This window comes from Anaerohalosphaeraceae bacterium, assembly GCA_037479115.1.
Taxonomy (GTDB): domain Bacteria; phylum Planctomycetota; class Phycisphaerae; order Sedimentisphaerales; family Anaerohalosphaeraceae; genus JAHDQI01.
In genome coordinates this window covers 1-19,193 of the sequence record JBBFLK010000014.1, presented here as the reverse complement: position 1 = coordinate 19,193, position 19,193 = coordinate 1, and the positions used below count along the sequence as shown (strand labels likewise).

The 19,193-nt window shown below is 55.6% G+C and carries 16 protein-coding genes and 1 tRNA gene; 8 read left to right on the top strand and 9 right to left on the bottom strand.

Going from position 1 to position 19,193, the window contains the following annotated elements; all coding sequences use genetic code 11:
* Positions 1–10 precede the first annotated feature (10 nt).
* A complete protein-coding gene (locus WHS88_08025; GenBank protein MEJ5260119.1) occupies positions 11–1,021 on the bottom strand; it encodes a DNA recombination protein RmuC in 1,011 nt (336 codons plus the stop codon).
* 184 nt (positions 1,022–1,205) lie between these two features.
* Between WHS88_08025 and WHS88_08020 the strand changes: the two genes are divergently transcribed.
* Positions 1,206–2,513 carry a hypothetical protein gene (locus WHS88_08020; GenBank protein MEJ5260118.1) on the top strand — a complete coding sequence of 436 codons (1,308 nt, stop codon included), beginning with the start codon at positions 1,206–1,208 and terminating at the stop codon, positions 2,511–2,513.
* Positions 2,514–2,519: 6 nt separating this feature from the next.
* Here WHS88_08020 and WHS88_08015 read toward each other — a convergent pair whose 3' ends face one another.
* The gene (locus tag WHS88_08015; GenBank protein ID MEJ5260117.1) at positions 2,520–3,332 is read right to left on the bottom strand and encodes a ZIP family metal transporter; all 813 of its coding nucleotides are present in this window, start codon (positions 3,330–3,332) and stop codon (positions 2,520–2,522) included.
* Positions 3,333–3,491: 159 nt separating this feature from the next.
* Between WHS88_08015 and WHS88_08010 the strand changes: the two genes are divergently transcribed.
* Both WHS88_08010 and WHS88_08005 read left to right on the top strand, forming a co-directional pair.
* The gene (locus WHS88_08010) at positions 3,492–3,668 is read left to right on the top strand and encodes a hypothetical protein (protein ID MEJ5260116.1); all 177 of its coding nucleotides are present in this window, start codon (positions 3,492–3,494) and stop codon (positions 3,666–3,668) included.
* Between the two features lie 378 nt (positions 3,669–4,046).
* A complete protein-coding gene (locus WHS88_08005; GenBank protein MEJ5260115.1) occupies positions 4,047–5,537 on the top strand; it encodes a GLUG motif-containing protein in 1,491 nt (496 codons plus the stop codon).
* 130 nt (positions 5,538–5,667) lie between these two features.
* On the opposite strand, the gene WHS88_08000 is transcribed toward WHS88_08005, so the two are convergent.
* From WHS88_08000 to accB, 5 genes are all read right to left on the bottom strand, one after another.
* Positions 5,668–7,713, bottom strand: coding sequence for a tetratricopeptide repeat protein (locus WHS88_08000; protein MEJ5260114.1), 2,046 nt, complete (start codon positions 7,711–7,713; stop codon positions 5,668–5,670).
* Between the two features lie 58 nt (positions 7,714–7,771).
* Positions 7,772–8,242, bottom strand: coding sequence for a winged helix DNA-binding protein (locus WHS88_07995; GenBank protein ID MEJ5260113.1), 471 nt, complete (start codon positions 8,240–8,242; stop codon positions 7,772–7,774).
* Between the two features lie 617 nt (positions 8,243–8,859).
* A complete protein-coding gene (locus WHS88_07990; GenBank protein ID MEJ5260112.1) occupies positions 8,860–10,044 on the bottom strand; it encodes a PQQ-binding-like beta-propeller repeat protein in 1,185 nt (394 codons plus the stop codon).
* 18 nt (positions 10,045–10,062) lie between these two features.
* The gene (accC, locus tag WHS88_07985; protein ID MEJ5260111.1) at positions 10,063–11,406 is read right to left on the bottom strand and encodes an acetyl-CoA carboxylase biotin carboxylase subunit; all 1,344 of its coding nucleotides are present in this window, start codon (positions 11,404–11,406) and stop codon (positions 10,063–10,065) included.
* A gap of 36 nt (positions 11,407–11,442) precedes the next feature.
* Positions 11,443–11,928, bottom strand: coding sequence for an acetyl-CoA carboxylase biotin carboxyl carrier protein (gene accB, locus WHS88_07980; GenBank protein ID MEJ5260110.1), 486 nt, complete (start codon positions 11,926–11,928; stop codon positions 11,443–11,445).
* 147 nt (positions 11,929–12,075) lie between these two features.
* Here accB and WHS88_07975 point away from each other — a divergent pair, with 147 nt between their 5' ends.
* Complete coding sequence (locus WHS88_07975) at positions 12,076–13,962, top strand: bifunctional homocysteine S-methyltransferase/methylenetetrahydrofolate reductase (protein MEJ5260109.1); 1,887 nt, start codon at positions 12,076–12,078, stop codon at positions 13,960–13,962.
* 15 nt (positions 13,963–13,977) lie between these two features.
* Here WHS88_07975 and WHS88_07970 read toward each other — a convergent pair whose 3' ends face one another.
* Positions 13,978–14,709, bottom strand: a complete 732-nt coding sequence (locus WHS88_07970) for a hypothetical protein (GenBank protein MEJ5260108.1) — start codon at positions 14,707–14,709, stop codon at positions 13,978–13,980.
* Positions 14,710–14,854: 145 nt separating this feature from the next.
* On the opposite strand from WHS88_07970, the gene WHS88_07965 reads away from it, so the two are divergent.
* The gene (locus WHS88_07965; GenBank protein ID MEJ5260107.1) at positions 14,855–15,013 is read left to right on the top strand and encodes a hypothetical protein; all 159 of its coding nucleotides are present in this window, start codon (positions 14,855–14,857) and stop codon (positions 15,011–15,013) included.
* A 198-nt stretch (positions 15,014–15,211) separates the two neighbouring features.
* Here the strand turns inward: WHS88_07965 and WHS88_07960 are convergent, their stop codons facing one another.
* Complete coding sequence (locus tag WHS88_07960; GenBank protein MEJ5260106.1) at positions 15,212–16,417, bottom strand: 6-phosphofructokinase; 1,206 nt, start codon at positions 16,415–16,417, stop codon at positions 15,212–15,214.
* 196 nt (positions 16,418–16,613) lie between these two features.
* Between WHS88_07960 and WHS88_07955 the strand changes: the two genes are divergently transcribed.
* From WHS88_07955 to WHS88_07945, 3 genes are all read left to right on the top strand, one after another.
* Positions 16,614–16,687, top strand: a tRNA-His gene (locus tag WHS88_07955).
* Positions 16,688–16,850: 163 nt separating this feature from the next.
* On the top strand, positions 16,851–17,369 hold the full coding sequence (locus tag WHS88_07950) for a sigma-70 family RNA polymerase sigma factor (GenBank protein ID MEJ5260105.1): 519 nt from the start codon (positions 16,851–16,853) through the stop codon (positions 17,367–17,369).
* A gap of 14 nt (positions 17,370–17,383) precedes the next feature.
* On the top strand, positions 17,384–19,045 hold the full coding sequence (locus WHS88_07945; GenBank protein ID MEJ5260104.1) for a hypothetical protein: 1,662 nt from the start codon (positions 17,384–17,386) through the stop codon (positions 19,043–19,045).
* Positions 19,046–19,193 lie beyond the last annotated feature (148 nt).

The following is a 19,193-nucleotide window of genomic DNA, read 5'->3' as shown; positions in this document are numbered from 1 at the left end:
TCGCTCTCCGTTATGTCTTGTCTGCACGCCGGATTTGGTCCAGCTGAAGCATAAACTTATTCAGGCGGCTGTTGCCTTCTTCGTATTGATTCTGGGCATTCCGCAGATGACGGCCCAGCACCCCCCAGCTGTCGACGAATGAGCCGAATGTGCCGGCCAGCTGTTCGAGGGCGGTGCGAATCTCGGCGGCCTGTTTTTCAATCTGCATCCCGCGAAGCCCCATGGCCACCGTCATCAGATAGGCATACAGCAGATTGGGAGAGACCGGAATGACTTTCTTGGCAAGGGCATAGTCCGGCAGATTCACCTTGTCTGAATCATAATGGACGATGGTTTCGTAATAAACGTTTTCGGCCGGAATGTACATCAGGGCAAAGTCCGCCGTGCCCTCTGCGGGCAGGATATAACTTTCAGCGATTTTGTCGATGTGTTTGCAGACGTCGTTTTGAAACTGGCGGCGTGCCTTGCTGCGGTCCTCGTCGCTTTCGGCGGAGGCAATCTTCTCAAAAGCCGGCAGCGGAAACTTCGCATCAATCGGAACCGAATAATCCGGCAGCCGAACCAGCGCATCGACAATTCTGCCGTTTTTGAAGGTGTGCTGAATGGTGAAATGTTCGGCGGGCAGAATATTGCCCAGAAGCCCCTCCAGCGAATATTCGCCGATTTGTCCTCGCAGTTTGGGGGCTTTGAGAATATCCTGAAGCTTGCGAACCTCCTGGCCGATGCGCAGCATCTGTTCGCTGTCGCTTTTGAGTCGGCCCAGCTGTTCCTTCAGCTCGCCCAGGGTCTGTCCGCTGTGGGCCAGAAACCGGCTGATGCTCTCCTGGCCCATTTGCAGGTTTTTGTCGAGTGTTTGAGAGAGAATCAGAGTGCTCTGGCGCATCTGTTCCAGCTGCTGCTGAAAGAGTTCATTGGTTTTCTGCTGGGAAACGACATCGCGCCGCAGTGAAGAGACCGTCAGTAGAATGCTGACGACGACAATTCCGATTCCGATGAGCGTGAGCAGCAATATCGTTTCCATAGCGATTCTCCGAAGGCGTTAAGATGCGCAGGTTCGGAATAATTATAATCGCCGCGGGGCGCCTCGTCAAAGGTGAATCGCTCCGGGGAGGGGGGTATGCCCTAAAGAAAAGAACGATTTCGATTTTCCTTTGTTCCTTTTTCTGGGTACAATAGATAAAGAGAGAGATTTCAGGGAGTTTCGTATGCGTTTGAGAATAACTGTATTTCTGCTAAGCGGGCTGTTCCTGCTCGGGTTCGGCTGTGAGCCGGGGCAGCGGTCCATGCTCGGGAGGATGAGAACACCCCGTCAGGGGATGATCAGCAAAGAGGAGCTGCGGGACCTGCTGAACAGCTATCGGGATTACTATGTGGCGGAGCTGAAGCGGATCGGCGAACAGCTCGATACCGTCAATGGGACCCGGCGGTCTCAGCGCACCAGCCTCCAGATGCGTATGCGCATCATCTCGGCGATTGACACCATGCTGGAGCCCTCCGACCCGGTGGTGGCCTTTCTGGAGATTTGGGGCTTTACCCTCCGGATGCGTCTGTATCTGGAACAGGGAGACGGGATGGAACTTTACGGGGACAAACAGTCTGTCGTGATTGCGTTTACCCGCGAGGTTCAGGAGGAAATCCAGCGAATCGCCCGGCTGTTTCTCGATGAGCAGAAGTACCAGGAGGCCTATGACAATCTGATGGAGTTTGCCCGGCGGAATCCGATTCGCGGCACCTACTCCAATCTGATTGTGATGGCTACCAAAGAACGGAAGGAAGGTCCGAATCCGCTGATGAATGTGATTACGATTCCGATGGCGCCGTTCAGTGCGATGCGCGGAGTGGACCGCACAGCCGATGCCGTCTATCAGTTCCGCAATACTGCCGAGCGGTTTACGGATGTCGTCCGCGACCTGCCGGAGATGATGCACTGGGAGGCCCAGCTGTTTATGGAAGAATGGTTTGGTTCTGAACAGATGCAGTCGCTGCTGACCAGTCTGGAGCGGTTTTCGGAAAGCAGTGTCCGGATGTCGGCTGCGGCGGAGAAACTGACGTCTATGCTCGAGGAGGACTCTTCTTCGTCGGCCCTGAATCAGACCCTTGCATCGGCTCAAGGGACGGCGGCGGAAGTGCGGGCGGCGATTGAATCGCTGGACCAGACAGGGCGAACGCTGCGGGAGACGGCGGGGGAAGTCGCCCGGGCTGCCGAGGCGGCTCGCGCACTGGTTGAGCCGTTTCTGGTTCGCAGCGAACGAGACCCCCAGGCCGGTCCGCCGTTTACGATGCGGGATTTTGATGCCCTCGTGTTAAATATCGGCCGGTCGGCCGAACAAATCCATCAGGTTGTATTATCGCTGCAGCAGATGCCCCAGACCCAGGACCAGATTACCCGGCAGATTAACGCCTCCGTCGATCACGCCGCCAAACGAATCCTTCAATTGCTGCTGGTCTTTTTTGTCCTGATGCTGGGCTATCACATTCTCACGCGCAGAAAAAAGACGCAGCCAAACTCCTGACGGCGGCTAGCCGAGGGCTACATCCAGAATCATCATCACGGTAAAGCCGAGCATGGCAAAGGTGGTGGCCAGGTCCACATGGCCGGCCCGCTGCGATTCGGGGATGACTTCTTCGATAACGACGAAAATCATGGCGCCGGCGGCAAAGGCCAGGGCATACGGCAGCAGGGGCGTAATGCTCATCACCGCCCAGGCACCGAGGACGCCCGCAATCGGCTCGACCGCGCCGGACAGCTGGCCGTACCAGAAACTTTTCAGGCGGCTGAACCCTTCGCGGCGGAGCGGAACCGATACGGCCGCTCCTTCGGGGAAGTTCTGGATGCCGATGCCGATAGCCAGGGCCAGGGCTCCGCTGAAGCTCGCTTCGGACAGGCCGTATTTGAGGGCGCCGAACGCAATGCCGACCGCCAGTCCCTCCGGAATATTGTGCAGGGTAATGGCCAGAACCAGCAGAACGCTCCGCCGCCAGGAGGTATGAATGCCCTCGGCCTCTTCGGTCGGATAGCCCAAATGCAGATGCGGCAGCAGGACATCAACCCCCCGCAGGAATGCTCCGCCTAATAAGAAGCCGACGGCGGCGGGAATCCAGGCGATTTGTCCCTGATTGGACGCCATCTCGATGGCCGGTGCCAGAAGGGACCAGTAGCTGGCGGCAATCATCACGCCCGCCGCAAACGAGAGCATCGCATCGAGCGTGCGGCGGTTGATGCTTTTGAAGAAAAAGACGGTGCCCGCTCCGAGGGCAGTCAGGCCCCAGGTAAAGAGCGTGGCCAGGAGGGCCTGCACAATCGGGTTGAGCTGTTCGAGTCGTTCGAGCATCGGCTGCAAGTCCTTATCTCCAAATACACCGGCAGTATAACCGGAGTTGCTGTTCGGGGCAAGAAGCGGACGAAAAGGAATTTTCACCACAGATTACACAGAGATAAAGTTAACCACGGACTTACACGGATTGAAGAAAGGAAGAATTACAAATGAAGAATGAAGAAAGAGAATTCACCGGCCAGCAGCCAGCTTCCAGCGGCCGGTCTCCGGAAAAATCCGAAAGTCCAAAATCAAACGGCAAAAGGAGCATTGCCGGAGGTGAATACGATGTTTTCTGGTCATGCCGGAACCCTTAAGTTTGTGCTTGACTTGGCTGAAAAGACTAATGTATAAATAATAGTGCTTAGGAGGTTTTAGGACGGGTAAAAAGTTCCCGCCCCTTGAACATTTAGGAGAGGCAAAGGAGAAAACGACAGCTCTGCAGTCCGCATATCGACGAGATTTCCTTGCCCGGGCGAAATTGCTGCAGGGAGGATTTGGTTATGAAACAACTCTTTTTGCTCTGAGCTCCGTATCAGCGGGGGCAATATGGGCAGAGAATTATGTCAGCGGAGCGGAGCACATTTCGCAGCGTAGGCCGGCTTCTCAGAGCACCGGTTTCCAGGATTGCGATGCACCGGAAAGGAGATGATTTTCTCATTTCTGAAAATGAATCAGGAAGAACGATAGCGGAGGGCAGAAATCATGAAAAAGAAAACAGCTGTATTCCTTATGACAGCAAGTCTTTGTTTGGGCGGCCGAGTTTTGGCGGTGTTAAGCGGAAGCGGGACGGAAGGGGAGCCCTATCTGATTCAGTCGCTGGCGGATTTTGATGAGTTTGCGGGCGATTCTTCCTATTGGGCAAGCGGGATTTATACCAAACTGATGTGTGATCTTAATTTGGCGGGAAGGACCTACACGCAGGCGGTGATTGCCCCGGATACGAGCATAGAGTCAGAATTTCAGGGGACAGCTTATGCCGGCATTTTTGACGGGGATGGTCATATTCTGTTGAATCTGACTATCAATGCCCCAATGCAGGATTATATCGGTTTGTTTGGATATGTTCATCCAGGAGGTCAAATCAGAAATCTGGGCGTTGAGAACGGCAATATCCTATCCGGAAATTTGTTTGTCGGCGGACTGGCGGGAAGAAATGAGGGCACCCTTGCCGGCTGTTATGTCACCGGTGGAGTTACAGGAGGGCAAGCAAACGGTGGGCTGGTGGGTGGGCTGGTGGGGTATAATCAGGGAGGTAATTTAACCTCCTGCTATACCGTCTGTTCGGTTACAGGAAAGGGGGCTTATTATACTGGTGGGCTGGTGGGATATAATGTGGGAGGGGTTCTGCGTTCCTGCTATGCCTCCGGTATGGTTACGGGAAAATATGATGTCGGCGGGCTGGTGGGATACAATGAGGGAGGGATTCTGTACTTCTGTTATGCCGCCGGCAGGGTTATAGGAGAATATAATTATGTCGGCGGGCTGGTGGGACACAATTACAGCGGTACTCTCACTGCCTGTTCTGCCGCCGGACCCGTTACAGGAGGGCATTATGTCGGAGGGCTGACAGGGGCTAATTATACCGGCACTCTCACTGCCTGTTATGCCGCCGGTGCAGTAACAGGGGACAGCGCTATCGGCGGGCTGGCGGGAAGCAATGGCGGTACACTCATTTCCTGCTATGCCACCGGTTCAGCAGCAGTAACAGGCAGAGTTGGCGGCGGACTGGTGGGGTATAATCATGGTCCTCTGACCGCCTGTTATGCCGCCGGTGCAGTGACAGGGAGCAGTATTGGCGGTCTGGTAGCGTTGAATGCTTCCGGTACGATTACCGCCTGTTTCTGGGATATCGAAACCAGCGGTCAAACAAACAGTGCCGGCGGGACGGGCAAAACGACAGCTGAAATGAAGACCCTTTCGACTTTCCTCAACAGCGGGTGGGATTTTACGAATGAGACGGCCAACGGAACGAATGATATTTGGCGGATGTGTGTAGACGGCCTTGATTATCCCCGTTTGAATTGGCAATCCGCTGCGGGGGATTTTGCCTGTCCGAACGGTGTCCGTCTTGAAGACTTATTGTTCTATTGCGGCAAATGGCGGATGAATACCTGTACAAGTGATAATCTCTTTTGCGGCGGAGCGGATTTGGATGCCTCCGGGGTTGTGGATTTTGCCGACTGGGCCGTTTTTGCGGAACACTGGCTGGAAGGGATATAGCTGCCTGTTATCTTCCAGAAGATTATTTCCACAGGTATCCGTATGGGAGTACGATTGGCATTTATGAGAATAAAAAAGAGACCGCCGGGGATGAGCCGGCGGTCTGCGAGGAGTGCGTAATCGTTCCCATTTACAAGGGCTGCTCGTCATCGGGCTGCTGGAGCTGGGCGAGCAGGTCGAGGAGTTTTTGGGCGGCAGGCTGATTGGCCAGGTCTTTGGCCGCTTCCTTCAGATGGTCGGCGGCCTTGTCATATTGTTCGATGCCGATGTACTGATACCCCAAAAGCAGATGGAAATCGGCCGCAAAGGGCTCGGCCTGTGCCGCCTTTTCGAGGGCCTCAATCTGGGCCAGCAGCACCTCTTCCTTATCATAGAGTCCGCGCGGGTAGTAAATCGTCAGCTGGTCATCCGGAATGGCCGCCACAGCCGAACGCAGCACGGCGGCGGCATGGGCATAGTCGCCGTCGGCAAAGAGGGCCTGGCTGTAGGTGAAGGGCAGGATGATGTCATCCGGAGAAATCCGCACGGCCTCTCGGAATTGGGCGGCGGCATCCGCATATTTGCCCGCCAGGAACAGATTAACCGCTCGATCAAAGCACAAGTCGGCGGCGGTCTGGAACTGAGGGGCATCGGGCGCGGAAATCTTTTCGATGTAGCCGCTCACATCGTAGTTGGTATCGCCGAAGGGATACTTCCAGGCCGTAGAGGTTTTCTGCGAAGAGTCGGTATCGGCGGTACCGTAGTAGTTATATGTATTGTATGTGTTCTGCTCGATGACGGGGGCGGGAGTGATGACGGTCGGGCCGTACCAGTAGTACGGATGGCAGCCGTACCAGTAATAGCGGATATAGCGGTATTCGCACGGCCACCAGCCGCCGATGCTCACAAAGACATACCGGCGGTGATAGCGGGGGTAATAGTATGTCAGACCCCAGCAGGAATGATAGGGTACGCAGGCCAGACGAGCACAGGAATTAAAGGAAAACGTCAGAGAAAAATAGGAGCCGTGATTGTGCCAGTGCGGACTGCTGCGGACAATCACCAGGTCCGGATGGAGTCGGCGCGGGATGTAGGGCCGCGGACGGTGAGGCGTGATGTCGCCGACGACCACAATCTTTTTTTCCGGGGTGATGGTGATTTTGCTGTCGTATCGGTCTTTATGGCTTGGACGGCTGTTGTGCACAGACGCTCTTGCCTCTCTGTCGGGATGGTTTCGGGACGGCTCACGCAATTCGTCAGCCCGAATGATGCTTTGACTGCCGGGGCGTTCGGACTGGGCAAGAGGACGCTCCGAGGGGGGCTGGGGTTTTGTGCCCCCGTCGCGGGGGTCACGCGGAGCGGGCCGCTCAATTTTGGAGACGATGACGCGTCGGCCGGAGCGGTCCGAAGCGGTCCGGGCGGTTTCGGTTTGCCGTAGCGGAACCGACTCGGGCTTGTCTGCCGACCGTTCTGCGAATTGCAGGGACGTTGTGCTGCGGAGATTTTGCGGACGGCGAATCTCTGATTTTTCCACAGAGGGGTTCGTCTCCTTTGGGCTGTTTTGGGAATCAAGTCGGTTTCGTCCGGATGCAGAATCAGCGACAATGACACGCCGCTGGGTATTCAGGCGGCTCTGGAAACGTGCAGAGGAAGTCGAACCCGCATCCGTTTGTCCTTCGTTATCCGCAGGAGTTCGGTTTTCCGCTCCCATGGGGCGCAGAACGATACTCTTTGGTGCTGTCGGACGGACAGCGGGGGCATTCGGTTTTTCCGGCGGTTTGGAGGCGGAAGCCGTCAAAGACTCGCGAGCACTGGTTCGGACGGTACGTTCGGAAGGCCTGGTCAAACTGCTCGGAGAGAGCGGCTGGGGCATTGTCCGGATTTCCGACGGCCGAACGGGCTTTGCGGCAGGAGCGGCGGGCCGAATGAGCGTATCTCGGCTTACGGCAGCTTGCGGTTCGGACCGCTGAATCGGGCGGGAAGGTTGTTGAGGGGGCGCAGCCTTTTCCGCCGGTTTGGCCGGTTCAGCGGGCGGCGCCGGCTGCGGCTGAGGCGATTCCTGTTTTTGCGGTGCGGCGGGGCGGTCATTTCCCCGAGCAGAACCGCGATTGTCCGGTTTTTCACGGGCCATAGCGGTCAGGGACACTGACAGAATTGCCATCCCGAACAGAAGCCATTGTGTAGGTCTGCTTTTCATGGCTTATCTCCTTTCTGGGCAGACCGGCTTGAAAAAGCCTGGTTTGCTCATGTGATTTTTACGATTTTAAGGGCTGGTTCTGCATGGCTGACAGGTAGCCGTCCAAAAATTCGGATGCCCGTGTGCAAACACGAATCAGCACCTCTTTCTCTTCCGGAGTTACGTTGATGGCATGGAAAAGAGCATTAAAGCGTTCGGTCTGCTGCTCCAGATATTTTTCTATCGTCTGTCGCCCTTTGTCGGTGAGTTTGACCAGGGTCACTCGCTGGTTGTCGGGCTTGATGGTTTTGGATACAAGTCCTTTTTCGCGCCACAGACGCGTGAGGGTCATCGAGATGGTGCTTTCGCTGACGTTCGGCCAGGATTGGGCGATTTCAGAGACGGTCATCTCGGGCCGTTCCAGCAGCTGCTGCAGAATCAGGGCCTCCCGCTCCGTCAGACTGCCGGGCGCATCGCCTTCCTGTGCGGCGCGAATCAGACGCATCCGCAAACTCAAATCCTGTATGGCCTTTTTTAATTCCGGTCCCATGGGGCCGTCCAAGAACCGTTTTTCTATCAGATTATACCCTCATTATACAAAAAATATTTCAAGGAATACAATATTTATTCTTCAAACAGTTTAATTTTTGAAATAAACTGAGTCCGATAAAATCTTAACTATTTTATTTTTAATGACTTATAGGTAGAAGGCCAGATAAAAGAACGTGATAAAAAAAGAAATTATCAGTGCAAATAAGGAAATAATTCGCTGCCAGCTCGGGGTTTTCCAGATGAAGGGCTGGGTAATCAGTGCAAAAAGAAGCCCGGCAAAAGGGATTATGGAGGCAACCAAGGCAATCAGGGCCAGCACGGTAGGAAGCAAGGAGGATGGACCCTCCCAGAGCATTCGGTGAAGGTCAGCAGGTGTCAGTTGGGATGCCTCTTTCAGCGGGAGATTCAGGTGAAAACTCTTTCCGCAGTTTCGGCAGGTCAGCCGGGTTGAGCGGAGACGGATTGTAGGGATGAAGAAGAAAAGAGTTCCATTCTCCGCAATTTCTGCGGAATCCGCCGGCCCCCTTTCACCGCAGGATGGACAGTCTATTGTGAAGGCAGGCCCTTCTGTTTCCCGGCTGGATGTGCTGAATACAAAAAAGAACATATCTGCGTTCAGTCCGGCTGTTTCCAGGCATACACGAAGCCGTCGTCACAGCCGACCAGGACGAGGTTGTTCACGACGGCCGGAGAGGAGACAATCGGCCGGGCGAGGTTGGCGGACCAGAGCTCTTTGCCGTCGGCCAGCGAAAGCATCCGGAAGAAGCCGTCGTCGGAGCCGAACAGGACTTTTGTTCCGCAGATGACCGGGCTGGAATTGACGGCATCCTCCGTGCGGAATGTCCAAAGGAGCCCGCCGGTCTTTCGGTCCAGGCAGAGGACTTTGTTTTTTTGCGAGCCGACAACCAGGTATTGTTCATTGACGGCCGGTACGGCAAAGAAGGCATCGTCCGGATGACTGGACGTCCAGACGATTTGTGCCGTTTGGATATCCACGCAGAAGAGCTGTCCTTCGAAGTTGCCGACATAAGCCAGGTTGTCGTAAACGGACGGGCTGGACGGAATATAAGAGCCGGTATCGATACGGCGAACCTGCCCGGGGTCGTCAGGATGAATCAGATACAGGTTGGCATCGCAGCCGCCGGCGATGACCGCCGACGGAACGGCCGCCGGCGTGCCGTTCAGATAACTTTCGGTTTGGAAGGTCCACAGGACTTTTCCATCCGGGCGGAGGGTGTGGAGGGTTCCATCATAGCTGCCGAAAAAAATACGGCCGTTGAGGAAGTTGGCGGAACCGGCGATTTTGCCTTTGGTTTCGTATCGCCACAGGACGGCACCGTCAGCGGGGTTGAGTGCATAGAACCAGCCGGTTGTCGTGCCGACATACAGGGCCGATTCGGTCCAGAGAGCGGAGGCCTCCATTTCCCCCGGTTCCCGGCTCCAGAGGAGTGAGCCGGTTTCCAGGTCGAGGGTGTAGAGTTTTTGGTCGGTCGAGGTGATATAGACTTTGCCGTCGGCGGCGATGGGGGTGGATTTGACGGGGCCGGCTGTTTTGAATTTCCAGGCGAGTGTGAGCCGCTCGGGCAGTTCACCCTCGGCGGTGCCGGTTAATTGCGGATTGCCGCGAAACATCGGCCAGGCGTCTGTGCCGAAGGTCAGCCGAACGTCAGATGCGGACGGGGAAGAGGGCGGCTCCTTTTTCTGCAGTTTGGCCTGGCGATGGGCCGCAATGACCGCCAGAACAGCCGTCAGCGGCAGCAAAAGCAGCAGAAACGGGACTACAGTCCGCTGCAGATGCATAGGCGGTTTCCTTTCGATTCAGGAACTCATATGCCGTTCGATAAAACTCGTATCCACCTGATTTTTTACGAACAGGTTGTGCGAAAGGATTTTCAGGCACGCCGGAATTGTGGTCTTGATCGGCTCAATGCGAAACTCCCGCAGAGCCCGCTTCATTGTCGCGATGGCCTGTTCGCGGGTGGGCTGATGGACAATCAGTTTGGCGACCATCGAGTCGTAATACGGGGAGACGACGGAGCCCTGAGCCAGATGGGTATCGACCCGCACACCCGGTCCGCCGGGGACAATAAAGCGGTGAATCGGACCCGGACAGGGGGCGAAGTTTCGGGCGGGGTCTTCGGCATTGATGCGGCATTCCATCGCGGCGCCGGTGTGTTTGATGTCGCGCTGGCGCAGCGTGAGCGGGTTTCCGGCGGCGATTTGAATCTGCCATTTAATCAGGTCGTGGCCCGTCACCAGTTCTGTGACGGGGTGTTCGACCTGAATGCGGGTATTGACCTCAATGAAATAGAAGTTTTTGTCCCGGTCCAGGAGAAACTCGACCGTGGCGGCATTGTGATATTTGGCTTCGTGCACCAGCCGAAGGGCCGAGCGGCACAGCTCCTCGCGGGTTTTTTCATCCAGAACCGGACAGGGGGATTCTTCAATAAGTTTTTGATGCCGCCGCTGAATGGTGCAGTCACGCTCGTAAAAATGCACAGCGTTTCCGGTTTTGTCGGCCATCACCTGCACTTCGACGTGTCGGGGTTCCATGATGTATTTTTCCAGATACAGGGCCCCGTTTTTGAAGGCGGCTTCGGCCTCGGCGCGTGCGGCGGCGAAGGCCTTGTGCAGACTGATGTCGTTGTGGGCGACCCGCATTCCGCGTCCGCCGCCGCCTGCGGCTGCCTTGAGGATGACCGGATAGCCGATTTTGTTGGCCAGTTTAATCGCCTCTGCTTCATCTTTCAGTTCCCCTTCCGAGCCGGGTACGAGGGGCACGCGGGCCTTTTGGGCCACCAGTCGGGCCTGGACCTTATCGCCCAGCATCCGCATGGATTGCGGGTCCGGACCGATAAAGGTAATCCCGCATTCTCCGCAGATTTCCGCAAAGTGGGCGTTTTCGGCCAGGAAGCCGTAGCCGGGATGGATGGCGTCCACATCCGCAATCTCCGCGGCGCTGATAATGGCCGGGATATTCAGATAGCTTTTGGCCGCCGGCGCCGGCCCGATGCAAATGGTTTCGTCTGCGGTTTCCAGATATGGAGCTCCGCGGTCGGCTTCGGAAAAGACCGCTACGGCCTCGATGCCCAGCTCATGGCAAGCCCGGATAATCCGCAGGGCGATTTCTCCTCGATTGGCAATCAGGATTCTGCTGAACATAATCTCCTCAAATTGTTCCGAAACGATTTGGCGGGCTTAGGGTCGCACGCGGAAAAGGGGCTGACCGTATTCGACGGATTGACCGTCCTTGACGAGGACTTCCACGATAGTTCCGGACACTTCGGCCTTGATTTCGTTCATTACTTTCATGGCTTCGACGATGCAGACGACTGTATCGGGCTTGACTTTGTCCCCCGGTTTGACATAGGGGGCGGCCTCCGGATTGGGGGCGGCATAGAAGGTGCCGACGATGGGAGATTTGATTTCCAGCAGACCGCTTTCTTCGGATTTGGGGGATTCCGACGGGGCTTTTGGGGCGGCTGGGGCGGGGACCGAAGCTGCCGGGACTGCAGCTGCAGCCATGGGGACCACCGAGGGAACGTAATGGGCTGTTGCCGGCTGGGGACGTTTCAGGTGAATTTTCTGGTCCCCGTCAACAATTTCCACCTCAATGAGGTCGTTTTCCTTCATCAGGTTAATCAATTCCCGTACCTTTTTCAGGTCATCCAGTTTGTCAGCCATTCCAGTCAATCCTTATTAAGGGGGATTTTGGTTTCAAGACTGAGCGGTCAGTATAGGCAAATATCCCGAAAATGCAAGGGTTTTTGGTTGTTCGTTATAAAACATAACAGGTCCATATTCTCTATTTCAAAGAGGTTTCTTTACAAGATGGATTCCATTTTGTATACAATGGCTCCAATGAAAAAAGATTTGCTGCAGCGGATTCGGGAAGGCATTGTCATCGGCGATGGGGCGATGGGCACGATGCTCTATCAGCGGGGGGCTTTTGTCAACACCTGTTTTGAGGAGCTCAATTTATCTCGGCCGGACTGGATACGGGAAATCCATCAGGCCTATATCCAGGCGGGCTGTGATTTTATTGAAACGAACACCTTCGGCGCCAACAGCATCAAACTGGGGCGGTTCGGGCTGGCGGACAAAACGGCGGTCCTCAACCAGACGGCGGCGGAAATCGCCAAAGACGCTGCGCCTGTGGAGGTTTTGGTGGCCGGCTCGATGGGCCCCAGCGGATTAAACATTCCGGTTCCGGACCCGGAATTGACCTCCATGCTCCATCAGGTTTTTGCCGAACAGGCGCGGGCGCTGTTCGAGGGAGAAGTGGATTTCTTCCTGCTGGAAACCTTCAGCAGCGAAGCGGAGCTTCTGATTGCCGTGGAGGCGGTTCGGTCGGTGTGCGAGCTGCCGATTCTGGCGCAGATGACCTGTTTGGAGCACGCTCAGACGGTTTTTGGGACCCCGATTGAACAGGCCCTTTCGGCGGTTGCCCAGCATCCGGCGGTTGCGGCGGTCGGACTGAACTGTTCGGTCGGACCTTCTCATATGCTCGAGGCCCTCCAGCGGATTCGCGGGATTACCGACAAGCCGATTTCCGTGCAGCCCAATGCCGGCCTGCCCCGCCAGGTGGATGGGCGGATGCTGTATATGTGCACGCCGGAGTATATGGCCGAATATGCCAAGCGGTTTTTTGAAAACGGGGCGCGGATAATCGGGGGCTGTTGCGGCACGACGCCGGAACATATTCGTCAGATTGCCAAGGCCGTTCGTCCGCTGGACCGGGTGACGTCGGCTGTGTCTGTGCCGTCAAACCGGATTGAAGTGTCCGCTCCAGCCGGTGTTGAGCCCCGGCCGCTCAAAGAACGGTCCAAACTGGGGGCAAAACTGGCTGCCGGCCAGCCGATTGTGTGTGTGGAATTGACGCCGCCGCGCGGCGTGGACCTTCGCGGGGTGCTCGAGCGGGCCCGCCTGTGTGCCCAGCACGGAATTGATGCGGTCAATATTCCGGATGGTCCCCGTGCCAGCGCCCGGCTCAGTCCGATGGTTACGGCCGTCAAGATTGAGCAGGAGGTTGGGATTGAGACGATTCTGCACGTCTGCTGCCGGGATAAAAATCTCATCGGCCTTCAGTCTGATTTGCTGGGTCTGTATGCCGTCGGGCTGCGAAATGTGCTGATTATTACGGGCGACCCCCCCAAACTGGGTGAATACCCGAATGCTACGGCGGTTTTTGATTTGGATTCGATTGCCCTTACGCGGGTCGTTCAAAATCTCAATCGCGGGATTGACATTGCGGGCAATCCTCTGCCGGAGCCGCTGGGGCTGACCGTCGGCGTCGGGGCCAATCCGGTGGCGTCGGATATTCATCGGGAGATTGACCGCTTTCGTCTGAAGGTGCAGGCCGGGGCGGAATATGCGATTACGCAGCCGGTGTTTGATTTGGAAATGTTTTATGCATTTCAGGCAACGGTGGAGAACTGCCGCATCCCGATTCTGGCGGGCATCTGGCCGTTTGTCAGTTATAAAAATGCGGAGTTTATGGCCAACGAGGTGCCGGGAGTCGTTGTGCCGGAGGCGCTGCTGAAGCGCATGGCCAAGGCCAAAACCCGCCAGGAAGGGCGCCGCATCGGGGCCGAAATTGCCCACGAAATGATTGCCCAGCTGGCCCCGCACGTGGCGGGCTTTGCCGTCAGTGCTCCGCTGGGACAGGTTGATATGGCCCTGGCGGCCCTGGGACGCATCCCGATTTCGGAGTTATGACCGCCCTTGCGTTTTTTATAAGGTGTCCGAGCCGGAGCCGAGGGTGATGAAGTTCCACACCTCTGTTGCGGCATAGTTTTCGACGGCTTGCAGGTAAGGTTTGGGGTCGAAGCGTTCGCCGCCTGACAGGACGCGCGGTTTGGGCCACGTGAAGGCGGTTTCGACCAGAAGCTTGCGGGGCTCGCGAAGGAATGATTCAATGCGCAGCTCAATGGTAACCGGCTCCTGGCCTTCGGCGGCATGAGGCGGAATCAGCAGACGCAGTCCGCCGCCGTGCACGGGCCGTCCGCCCAATGTTTTAAAATCCTCCGGCGACTGATTGAGCCGATTTTCCCACAGGTACTGGAAGGCGTGAACCTTCGTGCTGTACAGATGGTCAATGCGGGCGCTGGTGTTCAGGAGCTGGTATTGTTCGGCCGGCCAGATTTGCTGGTAGGCAATCGTGACGGCCTCCGCCTCCCGGCAGAAGTAGTCCAAGTCGCAATTGGGATTCAGGGCGATAATCTTCAAATTATGAATCTGGGGGGCCGGGCTTTCGAGGAGGATTTGCAGCGGGGAAGACGGCGGCTCCCGGCGGAGCTGAAAGCCGTTTTTGTAAAACAGCGTTTGGGAGAATTCCAGTCCGTTTTCGAGCAGGGCTTTCTGGAAATCTATCTGGACGCTCGGGTCGGCATTCCAGCCGCCTGCAAGCACATAACTGATGCTGAAGTGCGCCGAGGTTTTCGATTCACGTAAAATCAAATCCATAAAAGTCTCCTGTTTTTTATGTTGTTTATTATACGATTATCGGGCGTTTTGGTATAGAAGAAATGTCTGCGAGCGGCGGTTAAGATGGGCAAACTTCCGGCCGATGAGAGAGGGGAAGTGCGAAACGTCAAAATAGGGGCCGACTATGAAGCGTTTGGAGAAGAAACCGGTACCTTGGCTTATGCTCAATTATGAGATTAAGGTTTATCCGAATTTACGGAGCTGTGTAAAGCCGGATATGAATCGGGTCAAACCCGAGCAGATGCCGCCGCTGATGGTACGAAAAGCGGGCTGGAGGCGATAATCACGGAATACAAGACCGATTATTACAGAAAATAACCCGGCGAATAAAAAACGCCTGCCGGAACAGCGAGTCCGACAGGCGTTTTTGTTTTGATAAAAACAGGCTCGCTATTTAGCCACGGGCGCCAGCCCCTGGAAAACAGCTGTCCCGCATTTTCCTTGCTTTTCCCCATCCACTTTTTCAGTGGGGAGAAGTACTTTACTTTTTCTTAATTCGCGGGTAGTTGCCCAGATACTCGGTCTGCGGCAGCTGTCCCACCAGCGGCAGGGCGTATTCGACAAAGGCCTGCGTAATCCCGTTGCCTTCCGGATTGATAAACTCATCGGGCAGGGATTTGGTCTTTTCAGCCACGTTGGCCAGCTCGGTGGGGAAGTATTCCACACCGTAGTTTTTGCCGTTTCCGGTTCGCTTCATCGCCACGGAGCCGTTGTCGTACTTCATCGAGTACTGCACGGCCATCCGCCCGCACATTTCGGCTTCCTGCCGGTCCACTTCGGACTGCAGGCCCGCAAAGCTGCGCTGCAGATATCCGAAGGTGTCGGCGCGGACGCGTTTGACTTTCAGTTTGGTTTTTACCTGAGCGGCCAGGTAGTCGGCCAAGGCGCCCGTGCCGGACAGCTGCACGTTGCCGTGGGCGTCTTTTTCGCCGGTCTGGGCGATTTTTTCCGTCCAGGTGACGTGATCGGTATCGCAGATGCCTTCGCTGACAGCCACGACGCAACGGCCCAGCTTCTTATAGACGGCCTCGACATCCGCCAGGAACTTGTCCATCGTAATCGGCCGTTCGGGCACATAAACCAGATGCGGACCATCGTCATCCCGCTGCTTGCCGAGTACGGAGGCGGCCGTCAGGAAGCCGGCGTGCCGGCCCATGATGACATCGATTTTGATGCCCGGCAGAGCGCGGTTGTCGAGGTCATCGCCGATCAGGGCGCAGGCGACAAACTTGGCGGCGGTGCCGTAGCCCGGGCAGTGGTCGGTCACCAGCAGGTCATTGTCCACGGTTTTCGGGACGTGGAAGGCCCGGAACTGATAGCCGACCTTTTCGGCCATATTATTGATGATGTAGCAGGTGTTGGCGGAATCGTTGCCGCCGATGTAGTAGAAATATTCCACATCGTATTTGCGGAATACATCGAGGATTTTTTTGCAGTATTCCTCATCCGGCTTGTCGCGGCTGGAGCCGAGGGCTGAGGAAGGCGACAGGGCCAGACGTCGGAGGGTTTCCACAGACAGCTTTTTCAGGTCGATAAAGTCTTCTTTTACAATGCCGGAGACGGCGTGGACCGCACCATAAAGATTGTCGATTTCTTTGTGCTTGATTGCTTCCGTAATCACGCCGACCAGCGAGGCGTTGATAACCCCCGTAGGGCCGCCGGATTGACTGACTACCGCGTTCGCCATTGAATTTTCCCCTTTCTTAAAGCAGATTGTTTTGGATTTATCGGGGGAACAATTATAAGGGACATCGGGGGCAAATCAAGCCGCAAAAAAGAAAAACAAACTCGGAAAATCGGGCGTTTTTGGGAGGGGATTGACAAGCGGCCTCTTGTCCGATAGGATGTCCTTTTTGGGCTGCCGGTTTTCGGCGGCGTGTGCGGTGGAAGTAGCTCAGCTGGTTAGAGCATCAGATTGTGGTTCTGAGGGTCGAGGGTTCGAATCCCTTCTTCCACCCTTTCTTAAAACAGCCGGCTTTCGTTAAACATTCCAATAAAAGGTATGCCTTGTCTTTATTTAATCAAATTTTAAAAAAACGAACATTTTTTGGTGTTTTTCGTGTCTAATTTTTCCCATTTTCGGGCACTACAAAAGGAAAGATTATTCGATAGAGTGAATAGTGGACAAAAAAGACCAGGTAAAGCCGGATGAATTTCTGAACCTGCTGATGCAGAAGCAGATGCGGATATACGCCTTTATTTTGAGTGTGGTCCGCAATTTTGAAGACGCTGACGACATCCTGCAGGAGACGGTTCATACGATGTGGCAGAAGTACGAAGAGTGCCGTCCGATTGAGGATTTCGTGGCCTGGGGAATTCAGGTGGCCTATTATAAGATTCTTGAATACCGCAAGAAGAAAGACCGGACAGTGCATGTGGATTTGAACAGCGGTCTTTTTGACCAGGTGATGGCGGCCAGTCGGACGCTGGATAAAGAAGGCGAAGAAGTGCTGGAGAAACTCAAGCGGTGTCTAAAGCAGCTCAGTCCTCGCAGTCGGCGGTTTATTGAACTTCGCTATTATCAGGACCTCAAGCCCAAGCAGATTGCGGTGCTGTTGGGGCTTTCGGTTGTCAATGTGTATAAGATTTTAAGCCGGATTCACAGCCAACTGGTGCAGTGTGTCCGGCTGCAGGCGTAAAACGGGGACAGTGGATGGACGAATTCCGACGTGAAGAGCTGGATTTGCTTTTGTATCAGATGCTCGAGAACGAGGCATCGGACGAGCAGATTGCGCATCTGAACAAACTGCTGTCGGAGAATGCCGAGGCGCTGCGGTATTCGATGGATTTTTATTTGGTGGCATCGGCTCTTCGCAAAAGCAATGTGATTCCGTCGGCCTCGCTGGGGACGGTGAACGAGATTGATGAACAGTTCCATCTGCTGAAGTTGTTTGCAGAGGAGGAGCGAGTGGCTCCTTCGATCGAGCTGCCGGAGGAAGACGAGGAGCCGGCTGCTCGGCCGGTTCCTAAGACGGTGTATCGTCCGGACCGGCAGAAAGCGGCGCTGTGGGCTTTGACGGCCTCGATGGCGGCGCTGGTGATTTTTTTCGCTTCGGTGAAGTTTTTGCCGGAACGGGAGCCGGTTGCCTTTGTCGCCGAAGCGGTAGAGCCCAGGTGGCAGAATGGAGAAGAAGGACTGAAGATTCAGGATTTGCTGTACAATACGGATACGCCCCGGATTCTTCGGTCGGGACTGATTGAAGTGGAGTTTTACTCCGGGGCGCGGGTTGTGATTGAAGGGCCGGCGGAATTTGTCTGCAAATCCGACAATATGCTTTCGCTGTCCTATGGACGGGTCTATGCCCGTGTGCCGGATTATGCGTCCGGTTTTACAGTCCTGGCCAATGGGATGCGGATTGTGGATTTGGGGACGGAGTTTGGGGTTCAGGCGAATGTGGACTGTTCGGTTGAACTGCATGTGACAAAAGGACGAACCTCCCTCGTTACCGGCCGCGGTGAGCAGGATGTACATTCGGTGGAGGCCGGCCAGGCCCGCCGAGTCCGCGACGGCGGAGGGACTGTAGAGGAGATTTCCCTCAAAGAGACGCATTTTGCCCAGCGAATTGATACCCGCACCCAGATGGTCTGGAAGGGACAGCGGACGCTGAATCTGGCGGATATGGTCGGCGGCGGCAACGGACTGGGAACGGGCTGCCTGGAATGCGGAATTGACCCGGCTACAGCCCGCGGAATGCGGATGGATGAGTATTACTACTGGCGTTTTCCGGAGGCGGACAATCGTTACCGCACGGTGGACTGGCATCCGTTTATTGATGGGATATTTGTGCCGAACAGCGCCCGCGGGCGTCAGATTGTCTCCAGTCGGGGGGATATTTTTGAGGAATGTCCGGTTACCAACAGCCGCTATTATGTGAGCATTGTCAATGGGACGGAGCAGACGTTCGGCGGCGGCGGTCCCGGTCTGGCTTTGAACGGGGTTTATTACGGGAATGCGGCAAGTCCTGCGATTTTCCTGCATGCCAATCAGGGCATCACGTTTGATTTGGAAGCAATACGGCAGGCCCTCAAGGGAGCTGCCATCCTTCGGTTTGATTCTGTCGGAGGCATCTCTGCCACGGCGCCGGAATACGGTCTGGCGGATTTGTATGTGCTCGTAGACGGCAAGGTGCGGTTCTACCAGCCGGCTGTTCAGAAGAGCCAGTTCTGCCGAATTTCTGTGGAGCTGAGGCCCCAGGATCGATTTCTGACCCTGGCGGCAACGACCCATCCCGGCAAGCAGGTGCCTGCCGGATTTAACGAAGAACACGGCGACTGGTGCCTGTTTGGGGCACCGGTGCTTGTCCTGGAGCCATAAACGTCAATTCGTAAGCCAAACTGGAAATCGAAACCTTAACAGAGAGAGAAAGAAATGATGTACCAAAGCAAAGCTGTTTTACGTCGGCCGAAAAAGGGATTTACGCTGATTGAGCTGCTGGTGGTGATAGCGATTATCGGGCTTTTGC

Bases quoted from the DNA above. Each gene is read 5' to 3' on its own strand.
- WHS88_07975 (MEJ5260109.1), top strand. From the start codon at position 12,076: ATGGATTCCATTTTGTATACAATGGCTCCAATGAAAAAAGATTTGCTG.
- WHS88_07945 (MEJ5260104.1), top strand. From the start codon at position 17,384: ATGGACGAATTCCGACGTGAAGAGCTGGATTTGCTTTTGTATCAGATG.
- WHS88_08020 (MEJ5260118.1), top strand. From the start codon at position 1,206: ATGCGTTTGAGAATAACTGTATTTCTGCTAAGCGGGCTGTTCCTGCTC.
- WHS88_07990 (MEJ5260112.1), bottom strand. From the start codon at position 10,044: ATGCATCTGCAGCGGACTGTAGTCCCGTTTCTGCTGCTTTTGCTGCCG.
- WHS88_07970 (MEJ5260108.1), bottom strand. From the start codon at position 14,709: ATGGATTTGATTTTACGTGAATCGAAAACCTCGGCGCACTTCAGCATC.
- WHS88_08000 (MEJ5260114.1), bottom strand. From the start codon at position 7,713: ATGAAAAGCAGACCTACACAATGGCTTCTGTTCGGGATGGCAATTCTG.
- WHS88_07995 (MEJ5260113.1), bottom strand. From the start codon at position 8,242: ATGGGACCGGAATTAAAAAAGGCCATACAGGATTTGAGTTTGCGGATG.
- WHS88_08010 (MEJ5260116.1), top strand. From the start codon at position 3,492: ATGAAGAAAGAGAATTCACCGGCCAGCAGCCAGCTTCCAGCGGCCGGT.
- accC (MEJ5260111.1), bottom strand. From the start codon at position 11,406: ATGTTCAGCAGAATCCTGATTGCCAATCGAGGAGAAATCGCCCTGCGG.
- WHS88_08015 (MEJ5260117.1), bottom strand. From the start codon at position 3,332: ATGCTCGAACGACTCGAACAGCTCAACCCGATTGTGCAGGCCCTCCTG.
- WHS88_08025 (MEJ5260119.1), bottom strand. From the start codon at position 1,021: ATGGAAACGATATTGCTGCTCACGCTCATCGGAATCGGAATTGTCGTC.
- WHS88_08005 (MEJ5260115.1), top strand. From the start codon at position 4,047: ATGACAGCAAGTCTTTGTTTGGGCGGCCGAGTTTTGGCGGTGTTAAGC.
- WHS88_07960 (MEJ5260106.1), bottom strand. From the start codon at position 16,417: ATGGCGAACGCGGTAGTCAGTCAATCCGGCGGCCCTACGGGGGTTATC.
- accB (MEJ5260110.1), bottom strand. From the start codon at position 11,928: ATGGCTGACAAACTGGATGACCTGAAAAAGGTACGGGAATTGATTAAC.
- WHS88_07965 (MEJ5260107.1), top strand. From the start codon at position 14,855: ATGAAGCGTTTGGAGAAGAAACCGGTACCTTGGCTTATGCTCAATTAT.